The organism is Arthrobacter sp. BL-252-APC-1A, assembly GCF_009696625.1.
Taxonomy (GTDB): Bacteria; Actinomycetota; Actinomycetes; order Actinomycetales; family Micrococcaceae; genus Arthrobacter_B.
This window is the reverse complement of the sequence record NZ_VULS01000002.1, coordinates 183,102-205,676: the sequence shown is the minus strand read 5'-3', so window position 1 is coordinate 205,676 and position 22,575 is coordinate 183,102. Positions and strand designations below refer to the sequence as shown.

The following is a 22,575-nucleotide window of genomic DNA, read 5'->3' as shown; positions in this document are numbered from 1 at the left end:
ATGTCAGCGGCCTGTCTTGCGGCACCTGGAGGCAAGAGCGGACTTAGACTGCATAACAGGGAACAACAGGGTTTCCACACCGCCGTTCCCCTGCCGGCCGGATCAGATTCTTACAGGAGTGCGTGGATGCCTAGGCAAATGGGTCCCGGAACGGTCGTGGGCGGCAGATACCGCCTGCAGGAGCGGATCGGTTCCGGCTCCATGGGCTCGGTCCACCGCGCAGTGGATGAACTGCTGGGCCGCAATGTAGCCGTGAAACTCATTGCTTCCCGAGCCCGGACGGAAGAAGAACGCAGCCGCAACGAAGCGGAAGCCAAAGTCCTCTCCCAGCTCAACCACCACAGCCTGATCACACTGTTCGACGCCGGTACCGAAGTTTCGCCGTCGGGCACCTCGATTGTGTGGCTGGCCATGGAACTGGTCCAGGGTTCCGATTTGAGCCGCAGGCTGGCCACGGACAAGCTGCCGGCCCGCCAGGTAGCGCATCTCGCGTATGACCTGGCCATCGGCCTCGATTACATGCACCGCGGCGGCATTGTGCACCGGGACATCAAGCCGGCGAACATCCTGCTCTTTGACTACCGGGAAGACGAAACCCGGCTGCGCGCCAAACTGACCGACTTCGGCGTGGCACAGATGGCCGGAGATCCCAACCCGCAGGGAGAAGAGTTCACCGGGACTGCTGGGTTCATGAGCCCGGAGCAGGTGCGCTCCGAGCCGGCGGGGCCGCACAGCGATGTCTATTCGCTGGGACTGGTACTGCTTCGCTGCCTGACCGGAGAGCGCGCCTTTCCCGGCCTGGCGGTTGAAAGCGCACTGGCACGCCTGTTCCGCGGTCCGGAGATCCCCGATTCCCTGGGACCGCAGTGGGCTGGAATCCTCCGTGCCATGACGGCCCTGGACCCCGCTGAGCGGCCATCGGCCCACGAGGTGTCCGAGGCCATGCAGGACTTGGCGACGGCAGGCCGCGGACGCCGCAGCATGGCTGCAGGTGAGGATCCCGAGCGGGTCCGTGCGGCCGAGGAGCTGGGAGCGGCGTCAGAAGACGAAGCGGATCCAATCCTGGACCGGATCACCGCCCTCACCGCACGCGTGCTGGGCGTTCCAGTGGCGGCAGTTTCAATTGTGGGCGGGGAACAGGTCTGGACAGTGTCCGGCTGCGGCGCCAGCAGGGGTTCCACGGATCAGAGCGGCTCCCTGTGCCCGGTGACGGTCCGGGAAGACGATCTGTTCATCGTCGATGACGTGCAGAAGGACCCGCGCACCTCTGATAATCCGCTGGTGGCCGCGTCCCCCGGTTTTGGCTTCTATGCCGGAGTGCCGCTGCGCAACGCCAACGGGCTTGCCCTTGGCACCCTCTGTGTCATGGACCGCAGGGCGCGCAGCCTCACCGGGGAGCAGGAAGCGACGCTGCGCGACTTCGCTGCACTGGCAGCCGATGTACTGCAGCTGCGCAGGGACGCCAGGGACGCCAGGCATGCCGCTGAGTTCCTGAACGGCGAGCCTGCTGTGGCAGACTGACTCGGAACCGCGCCGAAAGGCGGCAAGCGTTCAAAGAGGAGCCCAGCATGGACCAAGGCACCAATCCGGCCGTTCCGGCAGTATGGGAGTTCATGGTCACCGCCATGGGAGCGGTGATCCTGGCGCTGACAGTCGCTGCGGTCATTTCCCTGGCCCGGGATCGTACCCTGACGCCAGGCACGAAGTTCCTGTGCCTGCTCGGCATTCTCGGGTTTCCCGTCCTGGGACCAGGCGTATGGTTCTTCCACCTCTACCGTGTCCGGCGCAGCCGCCGCGTAAACCAGACAGAACCCGCGCCGCCGGCGGCAAACCGGCAGCACCAAGGGCGTTAAACGCAGGTTGGGTGCCCCCTTTCCGGGGACACCCAACCTGTTAGGAACTCTTAGTCGCGGAAACGCGGCTTGCGCGCACCGGCGCCGGCACCGGCAGGCTTGCTGAAGCTGCGGTCGCCGTCGAACTTCTTCTTGTACGGGCGGTCCGAGCCGCGGTCACCGAAGGACCGCTCGCCGTCGCGCTTCTTGAAGTCCTTCTTGAAACCGCGGTCAGCGCGGTCGTAGGAGCCGCCTTCGCGGGAAGGACGGCGTCCCTTGTCCAGCTCCAGGTGGATCAGCTCGCCGCCGATCCGGGTACGGGACAGGGCACGCAGCTGGTCCTTGGAAAGGTCAGCCGGCAGTTCCACGAGGGTGTGGTCGGCACGGATGTCGATGCCGCCGATCTGCGAGGAGGACAGGCCGCCCTCGTTCGCGATGGCGCCGACAATCGAACCGGGCATAACGCGCTGGCGGCGTCCGACGGCGATGCGGTAGGTCGCGTTGCCTTCGGTCAGCGGGCGCGTCGGGCCACGGGAGCCGAAACCGTCGTTGCGGCCTTCGGAACGCTCACGCTGGCGGGCCGGTGCCTGCGGAATCTCTTCCATCAGCAGCGGGCGTCCGCCCTGGGCCATAACGGCCAGTGCAGCGGCGATTTCCTCGGCCGGAACATCATTCTCCGCGATGTACTTGGTAACCAGGTCGCGGAAGACGGAGAGGTCTTCGGTGTTCCGGGTTTCGGTGATCCGCTCGGAGAACTTGGCAAGGCGCTTGGCATTGACCAGGTCAACGCTCGGCAGCTGCATGTGCTCAACGGGCTGGCGGGTGGCCTTCTCGATGGCGCGCAGCAGGTACTTTTCGCGCGGGGTCATGAAGAGGATCGCGTCGCCGCTGCGTCCTGCACGGCCGGTGCGGCCAATGCGGTGCACGTATGACTCGGTGTCGTGCGGGATGTCGTAGTTGAAGACGTGGCTGATGCGCTCGACGTCCAGGCCGCGGGCGGCGACGTCGGTGGCAACCAGGATGTCGATCTTGCCGTCGCGCAGGGCCTCGACGGTGCGCTCGCGCTGCTGCTGCGGGATGTCGCCGTTGATGGCGGCAGCCTTGTAGCCGCGGGACTTCAGCTTGTCAGCCAGGTCCTCGGTAGCCATCTTGGTACGCACGAAGGCGATGACGCCGTCGAAGTCCTCGGTCTCGAGGATGCGGCTCATGGCGTCCAGCTTGTGCGGGCCCATGACCTGAACGTACCGCTGGCGGGTGTTGACGCCGGTGGTGGTCTTGGACTTGACCGTGATTTCCGCAGCGTTGTTCAGGTACTTCTTGGCAATCTTGCGGATGGCCGGCGGCATGGTGGCGGAGAACAGGGCAACCTGCTTGTCCGCCGGGGTGGAGGAAAGGATCTGCTCCACGTCTTCGGCAAAGCCCATGCGCAGCATTTCATCGGCTTCGTCCAGCACCAGGTATTCAAGGTTGGACAGGTCCAGTGAGCCCTTGGCGATGTGGTCGATCACTCGGCCGGGGGTTCCAACAACCACCTGGGCGCCGCGGCGCAGTCCGGCAAGCTGGGGGCCGTAAGCGGATCCGCCGTACACGGGCAGGACGGTGATGGCATCCATGTGTGCTGCGTAGGAGGTGAAGGCCTCTGCGGACTGCAGTGCCAGTTCACGGGTGGGTGCCAGGACCAGAACCTGGGTGTCCTTGGTGGCCGGGCGTCCGGCCAGCAGGGACAGTGCGGGAACAGCGAAGGCGGCGGTCTTGCCGGTACCTGTCTGTGCCAGGCCTACGACGTCGCGGCCTTCGAGGAGAAGCGGAATGGTGGCTGCCTGGATAGGCGACGGCGTCTTGTAGCCAACGTCCTTCAGAGCGGCAAGGACGCGGGGGTCCAGATCGAAATCAGAGAACAGCACCTCGGCTTCTTCAGCTTCGGGGGTGGTGTTTTCTTCAAGAATGTCTTGGGCGTTATCAAGCAAAGGAGTATTCCTCATCAGTGGGACCGGGCAGCGCGCTCTAACGGCTGCGAGTACATAAGTCCGGGCACTGTTGCAATCCCAGGCAGGACTCTCCGTCACAGCTGTGGGCCTGTATCACTGGGTTGCGACCGCGGCTCGGTGTGACGATTTCTTTGCCGGCGCTCCCAGGAGATGAATCTGCCCGCATGTTTCATGCGGGCCCCAACACAACGTACCTGCAATGGACTCAAGTCCGCAGGGAAATCAGGGAATACCGGAGTGGGGGATTCCTCAAGTGTACGGCATGGCAGCCGCTATCCCCGAAGATTAGGGCAGTGAGGTCCGGCACACAGCCTAAACGGCGTCCTGGACTGCAGCCTGCCGGCGGAGCACCTTGCGGATTTCCGGAGACAGGTACATGCCCTCCGAATGTGCTTCTGACAGGCGGAAATGCTGCTCAGCGGAGAGGCCGGTAAACACGTCCGCCACGCTTACTCCGTGCTCCGGGCGGGAAATGACTTCCACTGCGTCTCCGGCCTGGATTGAGCCGCGGCTGACAACGCGGAGGTAGGTTCCCAGTCGTCCGGCCGCGGCGAACCGGGCCACCCACTTCGGCTGGCCCATGTACTGGGCGAAGTTCCGGCAGGGTGTGCGCGGGCAGGTCACTTCCAGGACCACATCCGCACCGATCCGCCACTGCTCCCCCACTACCGCGTGGGACGCGTCGATGCCTGCCACCCGGAGGTTTTCACCGAAACGGCCCGGCGGCACCGGCTCGCCCAGTTCCGCAGCCCAGTAGTCCGCGTCCTCCTGCGAGTACGCGTAGACAGCCTTGGATTCACCGCCGTGGTGCCGGCGGTCTGCCTGCACATCGCCGGTGAGCCCCAGCGAGTAAAGCTTGACGGGTCCCTCAACGGCACGCTTGTCGATCGCGCTCACTCCCACCGCGTCGGAGGTGGGCCGCAGGGCGTGCACGCGGCAGATAGCCAGGAGGGATCCGGTAGTCATGGGCAACAGTCTAGGTCCGAGGTACCTGGATATCCCCGGAAACGGGTGCGGCGCGCCACCAGCGGCGGGGCCGGGCGGGCCACAGCAGGACCAGGAACCAGGCCAGCAGGCCGGCGCCGCAGAAGACTCCGGCGCTGGCGGCCATCAGCCACAGTCCCGGGGCTTGGGAGTCAAGGTCCCCCGCGCCCAGCAGAGTGGCAATGCCCTTGGGCGTCAGGTAGAAAATCACTGTCGTGGCGGCCAGCAGGATCCAGCCGGTGGCACGCATCGTCCTTCGCCGTCCGGGAAGCCCCTGCACCGCTGCCGCGGTCAGGGGAAGGAAGATGGCCACCCAGACCCAGTGGTGGGACCAGGAGACCGGTGAGGCCAGCAGCATCAGCAGTGCTGCGGCCGCCAGAGCCAGCAGATCCATCCCGGCCAGTGTTGCCAGCCGGATGATGACGGCTGCAGCAGCCGCTGCGGCGAGGCACAGGAGCAGCCAGGGGGCAGTCACGTCCGCATCCGGTCCGGCGAAGTGCAGCAGCGCGCCGCGGAAGGAAAGGTTGTCCACGTACGCTCCCCCGCCGACCCGTGACGTGTCCGGGAGCAGTTCTCCCCAATAAGTCTTCGATTCCCGGGGCAGGATCAGGAACCCCAGCCCGAAGGTGGCAAGGAAGCCAAAGGCCATATTCCGCAGCCCCCGCCAGTCGCCGCGCACCAGGTAGTAGAAGGCGAAGGCCAGCGGAGTCAGCTTGAACCCGGCGGCCACACCGGTGAGCAGCCCCCGCGGCCACTGCTCGCTGCGGTTGAGGAAGTCGATCATTACCAGTGCGAACAGGATGATGTTGATCTGGCCCAGCGCCAGTGTGTCCCGCCATGGCCCCAGGGCTGCTATGAGCCCAAACGCCACGATCGCCGCCGGCCGGAGCCAGAACCCCCTCAGCACGGCCCTTACACTGCCGGAACCGCTGAAATTAGCCACCAGCCACAGCGCAGTCAGCGCGGTCAAGGCCAGGGAGAGCCCGAAGAAGATGTTGAATCCGATGACGTCGCCGAAAGGCGCCAGGACCGCGAACAGCAGTGCCGATACGGGCGGGTAGGTAAACATCAGCGAAGGATTAGGCGGATTGGGGATCCCCACGGAATAGAGTTCACCACTGGCTTTCAGGACAGTCTGTCCACCGGCCACGTAAACCCGGAAGTCGATGCCGTCCCGCGGCGCCAGGACCATGGCGAGTGCCAGCAGCGCGGCGCAGACCGCGGCCGCACCGAGCACCAGCGCCGCGCCTGCGGCCTGAGAACGCAGTCCCTGCGCCATGTGCTTCCCTCCTGTGCTGCCGCCCTTCGGCGATTGGGCGGGCGAGCGACACTCTACCTGCCGGCCTTTCCCAAGTGGCCTCAGGAGGGGTTTTTCCCGCTGAACTTCCCCTAATCGGTTTAAAGCTCTGCGGCAGGGTCGGTCATGTTCGGGCAGCGCGTCCCCTACTGCCGCTACGGTAGTCAGTGAACGGGATGCCTGCACAGCCTCCAGCGGCGGCAGGATCCCCGATAAGGAGAACCAGCTTGAGCAAGACACATCCACTGACTCCCATGCCCGGGACCATGCGGCTGGCGACGGCAGCCTGGTCAGTCGCCGCCGTCGTCCTGTTCCTGGCCGGCGGCTCGTTCCTGTTTACAGCGCAGACGCAGCGCCAGGATTCCCAGGGCCTGCTGACGCTGGGCATCCTGGGGATTGCGCTGGGTGCCCTCACCGCCTTCTACGCCCTGCGGCTCCGCCGCGGCAGGCGCAGCAGCAGGGAAACCCTGACCACACTGGGGCTGATAGCCGGTGTTCCCCTGCTGTTCCGCGGCCCCTCGCTCATGGCACTGGGCGCACTGCTTCTGGCCTGTGCCGTCCTCCTCTGGCTCCCGCAGAGCAGCCGCTTCTACGCCCAAACGGACCCGAAGGTGCGCCGGCGCCGTCTCACGGGACGCCGCTGAGCGCAGGACGGCTGCGGAATCAGAGCTGCTTCAGCGCCTGGTCCAGGTCCGCAATGAGGTCCTCAACGTCCTCAATGCCCACGGAGAGCCGCAGCAGGTTTTCCGGCACGGCCAGCTCGGTGCCCTTCACGGAGGCATGCGTCATTTCCGAGGGGTAGTTCATCAGGGACTCCACCCCGCCCAGGGACTCGGCCAGGGTAAACACCTTCGTGGACTCGGCAACCTTGCGGGCTGCTGCTTCCCCGCCCTTGAAGCTGACCGAGACCATGCCGCCGAAGTCCTTCATCTGGGCCTTGGCCAGGTCATGGCCGGGGTGCTCTTCCAGCCCCGGATAAAGCACCGACTCGACCGCGGTCTGGTCCTTCAGCCACCGCGCCACCGCCATGGCATTGGAAGAGTGCCGGTCCATGCGCACTCCCAGGGTCTTCAGCCCGCGGGTGGTCAGCCATGCTTCCATCGGAGCTGAAACGGCGCCCACCGCGTACTGGATGAACCCGATCTTCTCCGCAGCGGCGTCGTCGTTCAGGATCACTGCCCCGCCCACCGCGTCAGAATGGCCGCCGATGTACTTGGTGGTCGAATGCACCACGATGTCCGCTCCGAAGGCCAGCGGCTGCTGCAGGTACGGGGACGCGAAAGTGTTGTCCACTACCAGGAGGGCACCGGCGTCGTGTGCGGCCTGCGCCACTGCGGCGATGTCTGAAATCTTCATCATCGGGTTCGACGGCGTTTCAAGCCACACGATTTTTGTGTTCCCCGCTGAGATGGCCGCTGACAGGGCAGCGGTGTCGGACATGTCAACGGCCGCGTTGGTGATGCCCCAGGCGGAAAGCACCCGGTTGATCAGGCGGTACGTTCCGCCGTAGGCGTCGTTGCCCAGCACAATATGGTCTCCGGGTGCCAGCAGCGCGCGGATCAGGGCGTCCTCAGCGGCAAGGCCGGAGCTGAAGGAGAACGCGTGGCGCCCGCCTTCCAGCGCCGCGAGCTGTTCCTGCAGCGAATCCCTCGTGGGGTTGGTGCCGCGGCCGTATTCGTAGCCGTTGCGCAGTCCGCCGATCCCGTCCTGGGCATAGGTGGTGCTCTGGTACAGCGGCGGGATCACGGCCCCGGTGGTCGGGTCGGGGGTCTGTCCGGCGTGGATGGCGCGGGTGTTGAATCCTGAAGTCATGGTTTTCCTCCTGTGCCGGCGCGGCGGCGCTCGGGGTTTACGGGTCTAGGCGCTGAGGTAGGAGAGCAGGTCGCGGCGGGTGAGGATACCGTGCCAGGTGCCGCCGGAGGCGACCAGCAGCGTGTCTGCCTCTGCCAGGCGTTCCATCGCTGCGGATACGGATTCCCCGGCACCAATCTGCGGCAGTTTGGCCGAGAGGTGCTCACTGACCGGGTCCCCGGGCTTGGCTTCGCCACGGAAGAGTTTCTCACTCAGCGAGCGCTCATCCACCGAGCCGTGCACTTCACCCAGCACTGCCGGCGGCTCGTGGGACAGCACCGGAAGGCTGCTGCCGTACCGGGCCAGCAGTTCAACGGCTTCCAGGACGGTGGCCGTCTTGGGTACGTACGGTGCCGGCTCGCCGCCCCGGGCTGCCAGCACGTCCGCTACGGAGGCATCCTGATCCTGATCGGCCAGGAACCCGTGGGACTTCATCCAGCCGTCGTTGAAGATCTTGCCGATGTATCCCCGGCCGCTGTCCGGCAGCAGGACCACCACAACGTCGTCGGGCCCCAGATCCTTGGCGGCACGCAGCGCAGCCACCACGGCCATGCCGGAGGACCCGCCTACCAGCAGGCCCTCTTCCCGCGCCAGGCGGCGCGTCATCGCAAAGGACTCGGCGTCGTTGACGGCAATGACCTCGTCCGGAACCGACGGATCGTAGTTGCCGGGCCACATGTCCTCCCCGACGCCTTCCACGAAGTACGGGCGTCCGGTGCCGCCGGAGTAGACCGAACCATCGGGATCAGCAGCGATAATCTTCACCGGGCCTGAGGGGCGGTCCGCGGAGACTTCTTTCAGGTAGCGGCCGGTGCCGGTGATGGTTCCGCCGGTGCCTGCACCTGCAACGAAGTGGGTGAGCTTTCCCTCGGTGTCGTTCCAGATCTCGGGTCCGGTGGACTCGTAGTGGCTGGCCGGAGCGGCCGGGTTGGAAAACTGGTCGGGCTTGTAGGCGCCGTCGATCTCCCGGACCAGCCGGTCGGAGACACCGTAGTAGGATTCGGGGCTTTCGGGCGCGACGGCGGTGGGCGTCACCACCACCTCGGCACCGTAGGCGCGCAGTACGTCGCGCTTTTCCACACCAACCTTGTCCGGCGTGACGAAGATGCAGTTGTAGCCCTTCTGCTGGGCCACCAGGGCAAGGCCGACGCCGGTGTTGCCGCTGGTCGGTTCAACCACCGTCCCGCCCGGGCGCAGTTTGCCTTCCGCTTCCGCCGCTTCGATCATCTTCACGGCGATGCGGTCCTTGATGGAACCGCCGGGATTGAGGTACTCCAGCTTCACCAGCACCGTGGCTTTAATGCCTTCGGTGACGTGGTGGAGTTTCACCAGCGGGGTGTTGCCGATCAGGTCCAGGACAGTGTTGGCATACTTCATGCGCACCACGTTACTGGCTGAGGCGCGAAGGAACAGGCCGGGCTGAACACTGCGTAGCAAACTTGCTTACGTCCCCGTGGTTTTGGGACAGAAGTTCACTCCGGGCGTGCGAGCATGGTGGCATGTCTTCCGGATCGGCCTCCAGTCGCGGTGAGTTCGAGTTCTCCCGCCCGCTGGAGCTGGTACGCACGCTGCGGACCCTGGCGAACGGGGCCTCCGATCCTACCGTGCAGCTTTCCGATGCAGGGGTCTGGCTGGCTTTCCGTACCCGTACCGGACCGGCAACGCTCCGGCTCACCCAGCATGCCGGCGCGCTGCGTTCGCCCGCCCGGGTTTCGGCCCAGGCCTGGGGTCCGGGCGCGGAGGAGGCGCTCGCCTCCGTTCCGGCGCTGCTGGGCGAGCACGACGACTGGTCTTCTTTCGACGATCCGGCCTTCCTGGCAACCCTGCCTGCGGCTGTGCGTGAGGCCCGCAGGCGCCACCCCGGCCTCCGGCTGCCCAGCACCGGAAGGATCCTCCAGACCCTGGTGCCCATGGTGCTGGGCCAAAAGGTAACCCAGATGGAAGCGGTCCACGCCTGGCGGTACCTGGTACAGCGCTTTGGTGAGCCGGCGCCGGGGCCGGTGCCCCCGGGGCTGATGCTCGCTCCCGAGGCCTCGGGATGGCGGAGGATTCCCAGCTGGGACTGGCACCGGGCCGGCGTTGATTCGCACCGTTCCCGCACCATCCTGCGGGCCTGTGCCTCGGGGTCGGGCCTTGAACGCCTGGCCGGCATGCCGCTGGGAGAGGAAGTCAGCGCCAAGCTGCAGTCCCTTCCGGGAATCGGGCCGTGGACCGCGGCAGAAATCCTGCAGCGCACGCACGGCTCCCCCGACCATGTTTCCGTGGGAGACTTCCACCTCGCCGCAGATGTGGGTGCCGCGCTGACCGGCAAACGGACGGACGACGCCGGGATGCTGGCGCTGCTGGAACCCTGGCGCGGGCACAGGCAGCGGGTAGTGCGCATGATCGTCCTGACCGGTTTCCGCAAACAGGCCTACGGTCCGCGGCTTGCGCCCCAGGACCACCGCAGGCACTGACGCTGCCCGGTGTGCCGGTCGCCTAAGGTTGGTTGAATGAGCGCACCCGTAGATCTGACAGCCGTATTCGTTCCCAACCCCGGAGAGTTCTTCCGCGTGAAGCTGGCCCTGGAAATCGCGATCGAACAGGTTCAGGCCGAGCCGGGCTGCCTGCGGTACGAAATCACTGAGGAATCAGAGGACCGGATTGTCCTGACCGAACGCTGGGCATCCGAAGATGACCTGGCCCGGCACGCTGCCGGCGCGGCCAAGCAGGACCTGGATGAATCCCTCAGCGCCCTGCTGGCAGAACCGGTCGCACTCCACCGCGGCTGATCCCCCTCCCAAAAAACGGAACAGTTCCCGGGCAGCCAAGGTGCGGCCCGGGAACTGGCTAAATCCGCGGCCGGCTACGGACTGATTTCCAGCCGGTGGACCGATTCAGGTTCAGCACCGAAACGCCGCAGGACGGCGGCTACGGCCTCTTCATGCTCGTCGTCGACGGCTGCGTACACCCGCATCCGTTCCTCGAAGTCCAGCTTCCGCACGTTGGAACGGAAAACCTCGGTACGGACCCGGCCGGTATAAACCGTGGTCTCCATCAGTTCAATGGATCTGGCGCCGGCCATCAGCAGGGCATCGCGCAGCCCGTCGATCCGTTCGGTGTTGACGATCGCGCTGATCACATGCCGTGGTTCGCCCGGCCCGGCCGCATCCCCCTGAGGTGCACCGGCACCTCGTCCGCTGGTCGTGGGGTGGGCAGTAACACCGCTCAGGGAATATCCCGACTGGCCCTGCTGTACCTGATCCAGCGAGTCCTGTTCCGGGCCCGGTTCGCGCAGGCCAATGGTCCGGTTGATGAGCGCCGCGACGATCCAGCTCAGCACGAACGAGAACACCACGACGCAGACGATTGCCACGGTCTGATGCCACAGCAGGAGCCCGCCGCCGCCGGCGAACAGGCCGTCGGCGCTGACCGGGTTCACGGCGCTGTCCGCGAAGAACCCCAGCATGAACGAACCGATAAGGCCTCCGACGAAGTGCACGGCGATTACATCCAGTGCATCGTCGTAGCGCAGCAGGTGCTTAAGCCGGACCGCGAAGCAGCAGACACAGCCGGCGATCAGCCCAATGAGCAGCGCGGAGCCGGTGTTGACGAATCCGGCGCACGGGGTAATCGTGGCCAGCCCCGCCACGGCTCCGGACACTGCCCCAACCAGCGTGGAGTGTCCGCTGGTGAGGCGTTCAACCAGCAGCCATGTCAGCATGGCGGCTCCGCCGGCCACGTGGGTGTTGATCAGAGCCTGGGCGGCGATGTCGTTGGCCTGCAGCCCATCGCCGGCGTTGAACCCGAACCAGCCGAACCACAGAATCCCCGCACCCACCAGCATTAGCGGCAGGTTGTTGGGTGAGGTCGTGAGCTGCGGCCAGCCCCGGCGGCGTCCCACTACCAGGAGCACTGCCACGGCTGCGGCACCGGCGGAGGCATGAACCACGAGGCCGCCGGCCCAGTCCTGGGCGCCGAGCTGGGCGAGCCAGCCCTTGGGATGCCAGAGCCAGCGGGCCACCTGGGGATAGACCAGGATTGAAAAGGCCACCAGGAATACCGTCCAGCCGGCGAATTTCAGCCGTCCGGCGGTGGCACCGGTGAGCAGGGCAGGAGTGATGATTGCGAACATCATCTGGTACGCCACGAACGCCAGGGCAGGGATGGTCACCCCTGCGGTGACGGTATGGAACTGGGGTGTGTCCACGGTAATCAGGGCGAAGGCATCGAACTCTCCCAGAACGGAGTTCCCCTTGTTGCTGAAGGCCAGTGTGTAGCCCACCAGAATCCAGGTCAGGGTGATGACGCCCAGCGGGATGATGTTCTGCATCATCATGGTGAGCACGTTCCGTACGGGAACCATCCCGCCGTAGAACAGTGCCAGCCCCGGCGTCATGAACAGCACGAGCCCGGCGCATACCAGGACCCAGGCGGTATCCGCCCCGTTCACTGCACTGCTCCGTCAGGTTGAGGGCATATTGGCCAACTGCACCCAGGCGGCGGGGCGGTGCCCCGGCGGAGGGGTTGTAACCCGTCCCGGCGTGTGAGGATTGTGCGCATCTGGTCCCCGCTTCCAACTCGTGTCCCGCATGAGTGGTGCAGCCGAAGGTCCACGAAAATACTGGGTGGGGGGTCTCCGGCTCATCGAGTCTAGCGAGGCGCCGTCAGCGGGCGGAAGGTGCGGTCGCGCAAAGAGCCGCCGGGGAACGCAATTCGTGCGTCCTTCCCGGCGGCCCTTCACCTCCGGACCCTAGTTGGCGTTGGCTCCGGTAACTCCGTGCGGGTCAATGACATACTTCCTGGCCGCACCGGAGTCGAACTCCCGGTATGCCTCCGGTGCATCATCGAGACGGATAGCGGTGGCGTTCACCGCCTTGGCAATCTGCACGCGGTCATTGAGGATGGCCATCATCAAGTCGCGGTTGTACTTCATCACCGGACACTGGCCGGTAGTGAAGGACAGCGACTTGGCCCATCCCGTTCCCAGGCTGATGGACAGCGAGCCGACCTTGGCTGCCTCATCAATTCCGCCGGGGTCGCCGGTGACGTACAGGCCCGGGATGCCCAGCGCCCCGCCTGCCGCAGTGATGTCCATCAGCGAGTTCAGGACCGTCGCCGGAGCCTCCTGTCCGGATCCGTGCCCGTGCCCGCGGGCCTCGAACCCCACGGCGTCCACGCCGCAGTCCACTTCCGGAACACCCAGGATTTGCTCGATCTGGTCCTTGGGATCGCCCTTGGAGACGTCCACGGTTTCACAGCCGAAGCTGCGCGCCTGCGCCAGCCGGTCCTCATTGAGGTCACCGACGATGACGACGGCGGCACCCAGCAGCTGTGCACCCGCTGCCGCGGCCAGCCCGACGGGGCCGGCACCGGCGATGTAGACGGTGGAGCCGGTACGCACGCCCGCCGTGACGGCGCCGTGGTAGCCGGTGGGAAAGATGTCGGAGAGCATGGTCAGGTCCATGATCTTCTCCATGGCCTGCTCAGAATCCGGGAACTTCAGCAGGTTCCAGTCCGCGTAGGGCACAAGCGCGTATTCTGCCTGGCCTCCCACCCAGCCGCCCATGTCCACATAGCCGTAGGCGCTGCCGGGACGGTCCGGGTTCACGTTGAGGCAGATCCCGGTTTTCCGCTCCTTGCAGTTCCGGCAGCGGCCGCAGGAAATGTTGAAGGGGACGGACACCACGTCGCCAACCTTGATGAACTCCACATCCGGTCCGGTTTCAACTACCTCGCCGGTAATCTCGTGTCCGAGGATCAGGTTCGCCGGTGCCGTGGTGCGCCCGCGGACCATGTGCTGGTCCGATCCGCAGATGTTGGTTGTCAGGACCTTCAGAATGGCCGCGTGGGGCAGCTTGCGTCCCACATTGGCCGGGTTCACCCCCGGACCATCCCGGAGCTCGAAGGTTGGATAGTCGATGTCCTGGACTTCCACAACACCGGGCTCGATATAAGCAACTGCTCGATTACCGCTCATTTGGTATTCCTCGCCTTGTAACCTTGGTCGTCGTTGACTGGGTTCCCCCGGCAGACGGGCAGCCGGCGTCAGCGCGGCTCCCCCGGGATGCACGAGCCTACAACTCGTCAAAGCTCGCGGCTAGGGAAAATACTTATCGGTCAGGGGGCTCCGGCAGCGGCTCGGAAGGTTAACGCGCAGCAGGGAGCCCCTCCGCTGCCGGAGGAGCTCCCTGCTGGTGTTTAGCTGTGGAGCGCTGGTGCGCTAGCTGACCTGTCCATCCTGGCCGGCTGCTGCCTGGCCCTGTTCCTGGGCGGCGATCTGCTCGTGGACAGCCTTCATGTCCAGTCCCTTCACGGCTTCGACCAGTTCGCTGAACTGGTTCGCGTTGAGCGCGCCGGGCTGGGAAAACACCAGCACCTTTTCGCGGAACGCCATCAGGGTGGGGATGGAAGTGATGCCAGCGGCTGCGGCTAGTCCCTGCTCAGCCTCGGTGTCCACCTTCGCGAAGGTGATGTCCTCGTGCTGCTGCGAGACGGCGTCGTAAACCGGTGCGAACTGCTTGCACGGGCCGCACCAGTCCGCCCAGAAGTCAACGAACACAATGTCGTTTTCCTCAATGGTCTCGGGGAACGTTGCCTCGGTGATGTCAATAGTTGCCATAGCTTCCACGCTATAGCGCCTGCCGGACGATGTCTGCAATTGTTCGCTCTGCGGTGAAGACCGGGTTCAGCCGACGGTGGAGAATCCCATCTGCGTGACCTTGGCGATCACCGGCAGCGCCTCGCGCAGTTTCTCCTGCTCTGCGGCGCCCAGCTGGCCCAGCAGGTCCGAGAGCAGCGACTCCCGGCGCTCGGTTTCAACTGCCAGTTTGCGGCGTCCGTCCGGAGTCAGGCTGACCCGTACACCGCGTGAATCCTCGGGGTCCGGACTCCGCCGCACCAGGCCTGCATGCTCGAGGCGGATAATCTGCTCCGTGGCGCTGGGAACCTTGACGCCCAGGTTCCTGGCGACGTCGGAAACCCGCATGCCGTCGCCGTCCACCATCCGCAGCGTACCCAGCTGATTAGAGGTAATGCCGAATTCCGTGTCCATGTGGCGCACGAGGAAGACGGCTTCGCGCAGCGCTTCCCGAAACTGTTCGGCAAGACGGTCCAGAGCCAGGTCCTCTTTCATGCTTAGAAACACTAGACGGCCCAGTCACATAGTTCTCGGGGGCGTGCCCATAACCGGTGCTTTTGTGCCGAACTTTTGGCTGCCGGTCACTTCGGCGGCGGCTGGGACGTGGGAAAACAAAAAAACATCCCCGGTCCTAAGACCGGGGATGTTCTCTCTTCGGTGGCAGATGAGGGATTCGAACCCCCGTAGGCATTGCCAGCTGATTTACAGTCAGCCCCCTTTGGCCGCTCGGGTAATCTGCCGAAGGCCTTCTTGCGAAGACTTTGTCCGCGGTAACCGCGGGCAAGACAACTTTACAGAACATTGGCCCAAGAATCGAATCGGCGCCCCGGGCTAGAGTCCGCGGGCAATCCGGGCGCTGATCTGGGCATAGAAATGCTCCGCCTGGGAAGCAGTCACGCTGCCCCATGCGACCGCATTGGCGAGGTCCTGGCGGACGCCGGCAAGTCGCTCGGCACCGTCCCGGGCTGCTGCAGCAGGGCTGGCCAGCGGCAGCTGGGCAGATGTTTCCTCCACGTCTTCGGCGGGGACCTGCCACGCAGCTTCCTGCGGTTCCCGGGCCTGCGCCGATGCCGCGCCCACACCCGTCACCGACACGGCAGCGATCATGGAGGATGCTGCCACCCGCCGCAGCCGGATTCCTGCAGACAGACGCGGCGATGCCGCAGACACCAGCGCCGCTGCCCCGGGCGGCACGGGCGTTCCCGGCGGCACGGGGCTCTGTCCCTCTGGTTCTTCGGTCTCCGCCTTCGCAGCTGTGCGCGGAGGCTCCTTGGGTTCAGTGGGGTGCGTGCTCATGGTCCCAACCTTTTCCCAGGCAGATGTGAGGACGGTGCGCTGGGGCTGAATACTGCCTGTGAGCACCCGCGGCTGCCCGGGGGCCCTGCCCACCTATTAGGCTGGTGCACAGGAGAAGTCCACCTACCCACGCACACCTAAGGAGCGCATTATGGCCAGCGAGTCATCATTCGACGTCGTCAGCAAGATCGACAAGCAGGAGGTCGCCAACGCCCTGAACCAGGCCCAGAAGGAAATCGCACAGCGCTACGACTTCAAGGGTGTCGGTGCGGAGGTCGATTTCAGCGGCGAAAAGATCCTGATGAAGGCCAACTCAGAGGAACGCGTCAAGGCCGTCCTGGACGTCTTCCAGTCCAAGCTGGTGAAGCGGGGAATCTCGCTGAAGTCCCTCGATGACGGCGAGCCCTACGCCTCGGGCAAGGAATACCGGATCGAGGCCTCCATGAAGGAAGGCATCGCCCAGGACCAGGCCAAGAAGATCAACAAGATGATCCGTGACGAGGGCCCGAAGGGCGTCAAGTCCCAGATCCAGGGCGATGAGCTTCGTGTCAGCTCCAAGTCCCGCGACGATCTGCAGGCCACCATGGCAATGCTGAAGGGCGCCGACCTGGACGTCGATCTGCAGTTCATCAACTTCCGCTAATCACTGCATCTAACGCAGACGAAGAAAACGACGGCGGCGCTCCCCTTCCGGGAAGCGCCGCCGTCGTTTGTTGCCGGGCTCAGGGCGTGAGCTCGACGTCCTCGCCCGCCGGGCCGTCAGCCCCCGGGTCCTCCAGGGTGGAGCCGCCGACGGCCTCCCCCTGCCAGGTGAGCAGCCCCCAGGCATGGCCGTGGGCTTCCGGACGCGGTTTGGACTCAAGCACCACAATTCCCGTATTGCTCAGCGTGTTGTGGACAATGAAGTCCGGCCCCACATTGCGGGCGCGTGCGGTGGCCCAGGCCCGGATGATCGCGCCGTGGCTGAAGATCACCGGCGTCTGCTGCCCCGTGCGCTGCAGCTCGGAGACCACCTCGTCAAAGCGGCCAAGCGTCTCCGCGCCGTCCGGCCCGCCGGGCATCGCCACGGAAAGATCGCCCTGGACCCAGGCGTAGACGGTGCGCAGGTAGGCCTGGATGGATTCGCTGTCCCCGCGCATCTCCAGGTTTCCGGCGGAGATTTCGCGCAGCCCGTCCCGGACCTCGATCGGCTGGGCCAGCGCATCGGCCAGCGGCGTGGCAGTGAGCTGCGTGCGCACCAGGTTTGAGGCGTAGACGCCGCTGATCTGCTCATGCCCGAGGGCCTGAGGCAGGGCCGCTGCCTGGGCCAGTCCCAGCTCGGTCAGCCCGGGGCCGGGGGCTCCGGTGTCCAGCAGCCGTTCAATGTTCGACGGCGTCTGGCCGTGGCGGACGAGGATCAGCCGCATGTGTGCTCGCTTTCTGTGTCGATGCCGCTGCGCTTAGGAACCGAGTGGGCGTCCCGCCATGTTTTCGAGGCGACGGATCCGGTCAGCCATCGGCGGATGGGTGGCCAGCAGGCCGCGCACGCCGTTGCGGAACGGATTGGCAATCATCAGGTGGGAGGTGTTGACCAGCTTCTGGTCCGTGTTGGGCAGCGGGGCCTGCTGGGTTCCGGTTTCAAGCTTCCGTAGCGCCGATGCCAGCGCCAGCGGATCGTCGGTCAGGGTCGCGCCGTCCTCATCGGCGTCGTACTCCCGGGTACGGCCGATGGCCATCTGGATGAGGCTGGCCGCCAGCGGAGCCAGGATGGCCATGGCGATCATGGCCAGCGGGTTCTGGTTGCGGCGGTCGCCGCCGCCGAAGAAGAGCAGGAACTGCCCCAGCGAGGTGATGACGCCGGCAATCGCAGCGGCAACCGAGGAGGTCAGGATGTCCCGGTTGTAGACATGCATCAGCTCGTGGCCCAGTACCCCGCGCAGCTCGCGTTCGTTGAGCAGCGCCAGGATGCCCTGGGTGCAGCAGACAGCGGCGTTCTGCGGGTTGCGGCCGGTGGCGAAGGCGTTCGGCGCCATGGTGGGCGAGATATACAGCCGGGGCATCGGCTGGTTGGCCTTGGCCGAGAGCTCACGGACAATCCGGTACATTTCCGGGGCCTGGGCTTCGGTTACCGGCACGGCATGCATGGCCCTGATGGCGAGCTTGTCGCTGTTCCAGTAGCTGTACGCCGTCGTGGCCAGGCCGATCACCAGGAAAATCCAGATGAACGAGGAGTTCCCCGTGCCGCTGGACAGCAGCCCGCCGATTCCCAGCAGCACGGCGAAGAGCACGCCAAAGAGGAGTGCGGTCTTCAAACCGTTGAAATGTCGGTGCACGTGTACACGATCCTTCCTGGGCGGAAGGCCCCACCCTCCCATCAGGAGCGCAGGTCCAAAACCTTCCGCGGTACTTTTCCTAAGCGTTAACGTATCTGCCCCGCTCACTGTTCCACGGCGGTTCTTCCCGGTCCTTGGCGAATTATGGAGCCGGGTGCCTGGCGTCGTACCGCGCAAACGCGGGCTGCAGCCGGGCCAGGACCACGACGGCGGCAACGCACGCCAGTCCTCCCGCGACGGCGGCCCAGCCCTCTCCCAGAAGGGAAGCGTCGATTCCGGCCACCAGGTCTCCCAGCCGGGGACCGCCGGCGACCACCACCACAAAGACTCCCTGGAGCCGGCCGCGCATGGCGTCCGGTGTGGCGGCCTGCAGGATCGTGGAACGGAAGACTCCGCTGATCGAGTCGGCGATGCCCGCAGCCCCCATGGCCAGCGCCGCCGGAAGGAGCCACGGTGAGACGCCGCCGCCGTCGTGCTCACCTGCCAGCACCACCACCACACCGAATGCGGCAACTGAGAGTCCCCAGGCAACCACCGACCACATAACGGCCAGCCCCTGCCGCCGCACCAGGCCCAGGGGCCCGGAGAAGAGGCCGGCGAGGAACGCGCCGGCAGCCGTGGCAGCGAGCAGGATGCCCACTGTTTCAGCTCCCCCGCCCAGCATCAGCGCCCCAATGGCGGGCAGCAGTGCACGCGGCTGGGCCAGGACCATGGCCGCCAGGTCCACAATGAACGTCATGCGGATGTTGGGGCGTGTGCCAAGGAAGGTGAAGCCCTCGAGCACGGACTTCAGCCCGGCCTTCTGCACCTGGCCAACCGGAGGCATTGGATCCAGGCGGTACAGCGCCCACATGGCGGCTGTGAATGTAACGACGTCGATCGTGTAAGTCCAGCCGTAGCCCACCTGCCCCACCAGCACACCTGCCAGAAGCGGCCCTACCGCCATGGCCAGGCCGAAGGTAATCATGCTCAGGGCGTTTGCTGCCGGAAGCAGCTCGGTGCGGATAAGCCGCGGAATGATTGCACTGCGGGCGGGATGGTTCAGGCCTCCGGCACCGGCGTTGACGGCCACCAGGGCAAAGAGCAGCCACACGTTTTGAAGGCCGAGCCAGGCCTGCACCGCGATGCCGATGGTGGTAAGCCACAGAACGACTGCGGAGAACAGTGCCACCTTGCGCCTGTCGTAGGCGTCCACCACTGATCCGCCGTACAACCCGGCCAGTACAAGCGGCACCAGGCCGACCACGCCGAGCATTCCCACGTACAGGCTGGACTGGGTCAGTTCATAGACCTCCAGGCTTACGGCGACGAGGGTGAGCTGTGTACCGACCGCGGAAAGCGCTGTTCCGGTCCACAGTCGGCGGAAATCCCGGCTTTCGCGCAGCGGGGTGAGGTCAGCGAGCAGTCTTGGCACTCGAGCAGTCTAGGCGAGCGCTGCCCGGTGGCCGGTCAAGGTGACCCCTTGCGGCGGAGCTGGCACCATCAGGCGGAAAGCAAGCTTAGGATTGTCCTTTCACCGCATGCCTAGGAGGAACCATGCTGACCCGCAACGTTGCTGACGGTATCCACCTGATCGAGCACGCCTACACAAACGTGTATCTGGTCGAGGGCGACGGCGAGGTGATGATCATCGACTCCGGACTGCCTGCCGCCCAGCACGAGATTTCAGGAGCCGTCCGGTCCCTTGGCTACGGCCCGGGTTCGGTCAGCGCAATTGTGCTGACACATGGACACTTTGACCATGTGGGCACCGCGGCGAAGCTGCGCACCGAGTTCCGTGCTCCCGTCCTGGCAGATCCGGCGGACCACTACATCGCTGCCCACCCGTACCGGTACGCCCATGAACGGGCCCGGTTCCAGTATCCGATCCGCTTTCCCGGTTCCCTTCGGCAGCTGGGGGCCATGACTATGGCCGGCGCCCTGATGGTCCGCGGCGTAGCGGACGTCCACGCGCTCGACGCCGGGTCTGCGGCGGTCCTGCCCGGTGCTCCGCAGGTGATTCCGACGCCGGGACACACCGCCGGGCATGTGTCCCTGCATTTTCCGGACCGCGGGGCACTCATTGCCGGCGATGCACTGGTCACCCTCAACCCCTATACCGGCCATCGCGGCCCGCAGATAGTCTCAGGGGCGGCGACGGCCAACAGCGCTGCGGCGCTTGAATCCCTGAACGCGCTCGCCGAGACGCGGGCTCCCCTGCTGCTGACAGGCCACGGCGACCCCTGGACCGCCGGCGTTGAATCCGCCGTTGGACAGGCGCTGGCGCACGGAGCCAGCTAGGGCCGGCTTTGAGCGCTGCCCGGCGCACCCTGGTTCTCCAGCACCTCGGCAACGAGCCGGTGCACCTCGGGGTCTCCGACTGGGCGGAAGTGTCCCATGGCCTCGAGCTGGATGTTGCGTGCGCCGTCGAGCCTGCTGCCGCCGGGGATGTGCGGGTCAAAGCCGGCATAGATGGAGGTAATCCTGGAATTCGCATCCAGGCTTGCCTGCAGGCTGCGGAGCAGGGCATTGCGCGGGGAGAACGCCCGGATGGACGGGAGGAAGAAGAGCCGGGCGTACGGTGAGCCGGAGAAAGGCGTGTTGATCGCCACCAGGTGCCGGATGCGGTGCCCCTTCGGCCCGAGCAGGACCTGCTTTCCAATCAGCCCGCCCTTGCTGTGCGCCACGATCACCGCGTCCTGCAGGCCGGCGGAGTCCAGGTAGGCCTCCACCAGCCGCGCCATCCTGTCCACCCTCCCCCGGTTGTAGCCCAAGCTGTTGACGGTGTGCACCGGGTGACCGCGTTCGGCGAGCGCAGCGGCCAGCGGCCGGAGGAACTGCCAGTTTTCGTAGACGCCGGGGATCAGCACCACCGGCAGGCGGGGTGCCTGGCCTCCCGCAGGCTCCAGATAGGGGGCCGGATCAAGACGAAACAGGAATCCCTGCACCTGCCACCGCGCCACGTAGGCGTAGTCGGCCGCCCACGCCGCAGCCAGGCGCAGCCGGTACCGGACCCGCCGCAGAAGCCCCGGACGTTCTGCGCTTCTCCCGGTACCGGTCACGGGACTGCTTTCCCGAGTTTGCGCACCCACTGCGCTGTCTGGGCAGGGTGCGTCCACATCAGTACGTGCGGGGCCGCAGGAACTTCGCCAAGCTGCACGCCGGACCCGGCCTGCTCCAGCCGCAGGAGCCAGGAGCGCGGCACGATTGGATCCCTGCTCCCGCTCACCACCGCAGCCGGGCAGGCTGCAAGGGCAAGGCGTTCCTCAAGCCTGTGCTCCATCATCCGGCGAAGGGTGCCTAGGTACCAGCGGGGCCCGGTGCGAAGGTAGTCCGAGAAGACAGTCCAATTGACTGCCGGGTGTTCACGCAGGGTGTCCTGGCCCAGGCGCAGCGCCTGCTCGGCGATGGTGCGTTCGGCCCGGTTCACTGTTGGAGCGAGCAGCAGCAGTGACCTGGCGAGGTCCGGATCCGCGAGGGCCGCCTCCACCACCACCTGGCATCCCATCGAATGGCCCACCAGCACTGCCTCGGAAATTCCGGCCTGGCGCAGCGACTGGGCAACGGCGGCGCCGTACCCCGCCATGCTGAGCGGCTCTTCCGGCTTCGGCAGGCCCGCATGCCCCGGCAGCTCTACACAGTGGACGGAGTGGTCCCGCGAGAGCTCACGGACCAGGGGCTCGAAGTATCGCGGTGACGCGCCGATCCCGTGGACAAGCACCACTGATGGCCCCGGCGTCCCGGATGAGCGCAGCCCCACCTCGGTTTTGCCCACTCGCAGGCGGAGCGCCTGGGGCCGGGCAGCTGTTGCGGACACTTTGCCTCCTGGTTGGCTGCAGCACACGTTGCCGCACCACCACCCTAAGCGTGCACGGTTAGGGTCACCTTATTATGAATAATTCAGAATAAACGGTACTGTTGACGCATGACTTCCACAGCAGCCTCCGCGGCAACCACTGACAAGTGGTCAGCGCAGCTGCGTGCACACGGACGCCGGGTCACCAAGCAGCGCCTGGCCGTGCTGGACGCCGTCGAACATTCACCGCACGCAGGTGCGGATGAAGTCGCAGCTATTGTGCGGACCACCCTTCCGGACATCAGCCTCCAGTCCGTCTACGTTGTGCTCACCGATCTCACGGAAACGGGCATGCTGCGCCGGATCGAACCGCCGCACTCCCCCGCCCGTTATGAGACCCGCGTCGATGACAACCACCATCACGCGATGTGCACCGGCTGTGGACGCATCGAGGACGTTGACTGCGCCGTCGGACACGCACCGTGCCTGACCCCCAGCAACACCCACGGCATGACCATCCAGATTGCGGATGTGCTCTACCAGGGCCTCTGCGCCGACTGCGCAGCCAAGCCGGACACTGCCGGCAAGACTTCCTGACCCATCGACTTAAACACTCCACCC

Annotated in this window: 23 protein-coding genes and 1 tRNA gene; 8 read left to right on the top strand and 16 right to left on the bottom strand. The window is 65.8% G+C overall.

From position 1 onward, the window contains the following. Positions 1 to 126: 126 nt before the first annotated feature. Together FYJ28_RS03705 and FYJ28_RS03700 are read left to right on the top strand one after the other, a co-directional pair. Positions 127 to 1,521: a protein kinase domain-containing protein gene (locus FYJ28_RS03705; RefSeq protein WP_195840588.1), complete on the top strand. Its 1,395-nt coding sequence runs from the start codon at positions 127 to 129 to the stop codon at positions 1,519 to 1,521. A 47-nt stretch (positions 1,522 to 1,568) separates the two neighbouring features. Further along, positions 1,569 to 1,853 (top strand): PLD nuclease N-terminal domain-containing protein, encoded by a 285-nt coding sequence (locus tag FYJ28_RS03700; protein WP_055239283.1) that lies wholly within the window; start codon positions 1,569 to 1,571, stop codon positions 1,851 to 1,853. Between the two features lie 50 nt (positions 1,854 to 1,903). Here the strand turns inward: FYJ28_RS03700 and FYJ28_RS03695 are convergent, their stop codons facing one another. The 3 genes from FYJ28_RS03695 to FYJ28_RS03685 form a co-directional block, all read right to left on the bottom strand. Further along, on the bottom strand, positions 1,904 to 3,814 hold the full coding sequence (locus FYJ28_RS03695; protein ID WP_082413248.1) for a DEAD/DEAH box helicase: 1,911 nt from the start codon (positions 3,812 to 3,814) through the stop codon (positions 1,904 to 1,906). Positions 3,815 to 4,132: 318 nt separating this feature from the next. Next, the gene (locus tag FYJ28_RS03690; protein ID WP_055239281.1) at positions 4,133 to 4,786 is read right to left on the bottom strand and encodes an MOSC domain-containing protein; all 654 of its coding nucleotides are present in this window, start codon (positions 4,784 to 4,786) and stop codon (positions 4,133 to 4,135) included. A 10-nt stretch (positions 4,787 to 4,796) separates the two neighbouring features. Continuing rightward, entirely contained in the window at positions 4,797 to 6,083 is a 1,287-nt protein-coding gene (locus FYJ28_RS03685) for a glycosyltransferase 87 family protein (RefSeq protein ID WP_154578349.1), read from the bottom strand. A gap of 245 nt (positions 6,084 to 6,328) precedes the next feature. On the opposite strand from FYJ28_RS03685, the gene FYJ28_RS03680 reads away from it, so the two are divergent. Continuing rightward, entirely contained in the window at positions 6,329 to 6,745 is a 417-nt protein-coding gene (locus tag FYJ28_RS03680; RefSeq protein ID WP_154578348.1) for a hypothetical protein, read from the top strand. A gap of 19 nt (positions 6,746 to 6,764) precedes the next feature. Here the strand turns inward: FYJ28_RS03680 and FYJ28_RS03675 are convergent, their stop codons facing one another. Both FYJ28_RS03675 and FYJ28_RS03670 read right to left on the bottom strand, forming a co-directional pair. Continuing rightward, complete coding sequence (locus tag FYJ28_RS03675) at positions 6,765 to 7,913, bottom strand: cystathionine gamma-synthase (protein WP_055239278.1); 1,149 nt, start codon at positions 7,911 to 7,913, stop codon at positions 6,765 to 6,767. A 45-nt stretch (positions 7,914 to 7,958) separates the two neighbouring features. After that, the gene (locus FYJ28_RS03670) at positions 7,959 to 9,329 is read right to left on the bottom strand and encodes a cystathionine beta-synthase (protein WP_154578347.1); all 1,371 of its coding nucleotides are present in this window, start codon (positions 9,327 to 9,329) and stop codon (positions 7,959 to 7,961) included. Positions 9,330 to 9,451: 122 nt separating this feature from the next. Between FYJ28_RS03670 and FYJ28_RS03665 the strand changes: the two genes are divergently transcribed. After that, positions 9,452 to 10,408 carry a DNA-3-methyladenine glycosylase family protein gene (locus FYJ28_RS03665; protein ID WP_229780210.1) on the top strand — a complete coding sequence of 319 codons (957 nt, stop codon included), beginning with the start codon at positions 9,452 to 9,454 and terminating at the stop codon, positions 10,406 to 10,408. A 36-nt stretch (positions 10,409 to 10,444) separates the two neighbouring features. Beyond that, the gene (locus tag FYJ28_RS03660; protein ID WP_055239276.1) at positions 10,445 to 10,723 is read left to right on the top strand and encodes a putative quinol monooxygenase; all 279 of its coding nucleotides are present in this window, start codon (positions 10,445 to 10,447) and stop codon (positions 10,721 to 10,723) included. Positions 10,724 to 10,797: 74 nt separating this feature from the next. On the opposite strand, the gene amt is transcribed toward FYJ28_RS03660, so the two are convergent. The 6 genes from amt to FYJ28_RS03630 all read right to left on the bottom strand — a co-directional run bounded on the left by amt (position 10,798) and on the right by FYJ28_RS03630 (position 15,867). Continuing rightward, on the bottom strand, positions 10,798 to 12,384 hold the full coding sequence (gene amt / locus FYJ28_RS03655; protein WP_326831494.1) for an ammonium transporter: 1,587 nt from the start codon (positions 12,382 to 12,384) through the stop codon (positions 10,798 to 10,800). A 300-nt stretch (positions 12,385 to 12,684) separates the two neighbouring features. Beyond that, a complete protein-coding gene (gene fdhA, locus FYJ28_RS03650; RefSeq protein WP_055239274.1) occupies positions 12,685 to 13,911 on the bottom strand; it encodes a formaldehyde dehydrogenase, glutathione-independent in 1,227 nt (408 codons plus the stop codon). Between the two features lie 243 nt (positions 13,912 to 14,154). Then, complete coding sequence (gene trxA / locus FYJ28_RS03645; RefSeq protein ID WP_055239273.1) at positions 14,155 to 14,553, bottom strand: thioredoxin; 399 nt, start codon at positions 14,551 to 14,553, stop codon at positions 14,155 to 14,157. Between the two features lie 66 nt (positions 14,554 to 14,619). Then, on the bottom strand, positions 14,620 to 15,066 hold the full coding sequence (locus FYJ28_RS03640; protein ID WP_055239272.1) for a MarR family winged helix-turn-helix transcriptional regulator: 447 nt from the start codon (positions 15,064 to 15,066) through the stop codon (positions 14,620 to 14,622). Positions 15,067 to 15,229: 163 nt separating this feature from the next. Continuing rightward, positions 15,230 to 15,311: transfer RNA gene (locus tag FYJ28_RS03635), tRNA-Tyr, on the bottom strand. Positions 15,312 to 15,402: 91 nt separating this feature from the next. Continuing rightward, complete coding sequence (locus FYJ28_RS03630; RefSeq protein WP_154578346.1) at positions 15,403 to 15,867, bottom strand: hypothetical protein; 465 nt, start codon at positions 15,865 to 15,867, stop codon at positions 15,403 to 15,405. A gap of 151 nt (positions 15,868 to 16,018) precedes the next feature. On the opposite strand from FYJ28_RS03630, the gene FYJ28_RS03625 reads away from it, so the two are divergent. Then, positions 16,019 to 16,510 (top strand): YajQ family cyclic di-GMP-binding protein, encoded by a 492-nt coding sequence (locus FYJ28_RS03625; RefSeq protein ID WP_055239270.1) that lies wholly within the window; start codon positions 16,019 to 16,021, stop codon positions 16,508 to 16,510. Positions 16,511 to 16,589: 79 nt separating this feature from the next. Here the strand turns inward: FYJ28_RS03625 and FYJ28_RS03620 are convergent, their stop codons facing one another. The 3 genes from FYJ28_RS03620 to FYJ28_RS03610 all read right to left on the bottom strand — a co-directional run bounded on the left by FYJ28_RS03620 (position 16,590) and on the right by FYJ28_RS03610 (position 19,593). Next, the gene (locus FYJ28_RS03620; protein ID WP_154578345.1) at positions 16,590 to 17,273 is read right to left on the bottom strand and encodes a histidine phosphatase family protein; all 684 of its coding nucleotides are present in this window, start codon (positions 17,271 to 17,273) and stop codon (positions 16,590 to 16,592) included. Positions 17,274 to 17,306: 33 nt separating this feature from the next. Next, positions 17,307 to 18,179 (bottom strand): zinc metalloprotease HtpX, encoded by an 873-nt coding sequence (gene htpX, locus FYJ28_RS03615; protein WP_055239268.1) that lies wholly within the window; start codon positions 18,177 to 18,179, stop codon positions 17,307 to 17,309. 142 nt (positions 18,180 to 18,321) lie between these two features. Beyond that, a complete protein-coding gene (locus FYJ28_RS03610) occupies positions 18,322 to 19,593 on the bottom strand; it encodes an MFS transporter (protein ID WP_326831493.1) in 1,272 nt (423 codons plus the stop codon). 122 nt (positions 19,594 to 19,715) lie between these two features. On the opposite strand from FYJ28_RS03610, the gene FYJ28_RS03605 reads away from it, so the two are divergent. Continuing rightward, entirely contained in the window at positions 19,716 to 20,459 is a 744-nt protein-coding gene (locus tag FYJ28_RS03605) for an MBL fold metallo-hydrolase (RefSeq protein WP_154578343.1), read from the top strand. On the opposite strand, the gene FYJ28_RS03600 is transcribed toward FYJ28_RS03605, so the two are convergent. Both FYJ28_RS03600 and FYJ28_RS03595 read right to left on the bottom strand, forming a co-directional pair. Then, positions 20,456 to 21,220, bottom strand: coding sequence for an esterase/lipase family protein (locus tag FYJ28_RS03600; RefSeq protein ID WP_326831492.1), 765 nt, complete (start codon positions 21,218 to 21,220; stop codon positions 20,456 to 20,458). The two genes, FYJ28_RS03605 and FYJ28_RS03600, sit on opposite strands and share 4 nt — an antisense overlap. Further along, positions 21,217 to 21,975, bottom strand: a complete 759-nt coding sequence (locus tag FYJ28_RS03595; RefSeq protein ID WP_055239266.1) for an alpha/beta fold hydrolase — start codon at positions 21,973 to 21,975, stop codon at positions 21,217 to 21,219. The genes FYJ28_RS03600 and FYJ28_RS03595 overlap by 4 nt, the downstream gene beginning before the upstream one ends. Positions 21,976 to 22,083: 108 nt before the next feature. On the opposite strand from FYJ28_RS03595, the gene FYJ28_RS03590 reads away from it, so the two are divergent. Further along, complete coding sequence (locus FYJ28_RS03590; protein WP_154578342.1) at positions 22,084 to 22,551, top strand: Fur family transcriptional regulator; 468 nt, start codon at positions 22,084 to 22,086, stop codon at positions 22,549 to 22,551. The last annotated feature ends 24 nt before the right edge of the window (positions 22,552 to 22,575 follow it).

Bases quoted from the DNA above. Each gene is read 5' to 3' on its own strand.
- FYJ28_RS03705 (WP_195840588.1), top strand. From the start codon at position 127: ATGCCTAGGCAAATGGGTCCCGGAACGGTCGTGGGCGGCAGATACCGC.
- FYJ28_RS03700 (WP_055239283.1), top strand. From the start codon at position 1,569: ATGGACCAAGGCACCAATCCGGCCGTTCCGGCAGTATGGGAGTTCATG.
- FYJ28_RS03695 (WP_082413248.1), bottom strand. From the start codon at position 3,814: ATGAGGAATACTCCTTTGCTTGATAACGCCCAAGACATTCTTGAAGAA.
- FYJ28_RS03690 (WP_055239281.1), bottom strand. From the start codon at position 4,786: ATGACTACCGGATCCCTCCTGGCTATCTGCCGCGTGCACGCCCTGCGG.
- FYJ28_RS03685 (WP_154578349.1), bottom strand. From the start codon at position 6,083: ATGGCGCAGGGACTGCGTTCTCAGGCCGCAGGCGCGGCGCTGGTGCTC.
- FYJ28_RS03675 (WP_055239278.1), bottom strand. From the start codon at position 7,913: ATGACTTCAGGATTCAACACCCGCGCCATCCACGCCGGACAGACCCCC.
- FYJ28_RS03670 (WP_154578347.1), bottom strand. From the start codon at position 9,329: ATGAAGTATGCCAACACTGTCCTGGACCTGATCGGCAACACCCCGCTG.
- FYJ28_RS03665 (WP_229780210.1), top strand. From the start codon at position 9,452: ATGTCTTCCGGATCGGCCTCCAGTCGCGGTGAGTTCGAGTTCTCCCGC.
- FYJ28_RS03660 (WP_055239276.1), top strand. From the start codon at position 10,445: ATGAGCGCACCCGTAGATCTGACAGCCGTATTCGTTCCCAACCCCGGA.
- fdhA (WP_055239274.1), bottom strand. From the start codon at position 13,911: ATGAGCGGTAATCGAGCAGTTGCTTATATCGAGCCCGGTGTTGTGGAA.
- trxA (WP_055239273.1), bottom strand. From the start codon at position 14,553: ATGGCAACTATTGACATCACCGAGGCAACGTTCCCCGAGACCATTGAG.
- FYJ28_RS03640 (WP_055239272.1), bottom strand. From the start codon at position 15,066: ATGAAAGAGGACCTGGCTCTGGACCGTCTTGCCGAACAGTTTCGGGAA.
- FYJ28_RS03630 (WP_154578346.1), bottom strand. From the start codon at position 15,867: ATGAGCACGCACCCCACTGAACCCAAGGAGCCTCCGCGCACAGCTGCG.
- FYJ28_RS03625 (WP_055239270.1), top strand. From the start codon at position 16,019: ATGGCCAGCGAGTCATCATTCGACGTCGTCAGCAAGATCGACAAGCAG.
- FYJ28_RS03620 (WP_154578345.1), bottom strand. From the start codon at position 17,273: ATGCGGCTGATCCTCGTCCGCCACGGCCAGACGCCGTCGAACATTGAA.
- FYJ28_RS03605 (WP_154578343.1), top strand. From the start codon at position 19,716: ATGCTGACCCGCAACGTTGCTGACGGTATCCACCTGATCGAGCACGCC.
- FYJ28_RS03590 (WP_154578342.1), top strand. From the start codon at position 22,084: ATGACTTCCACAGCAGCCTCCGCGGCAACCACTGACAAGTGGTCAGCG.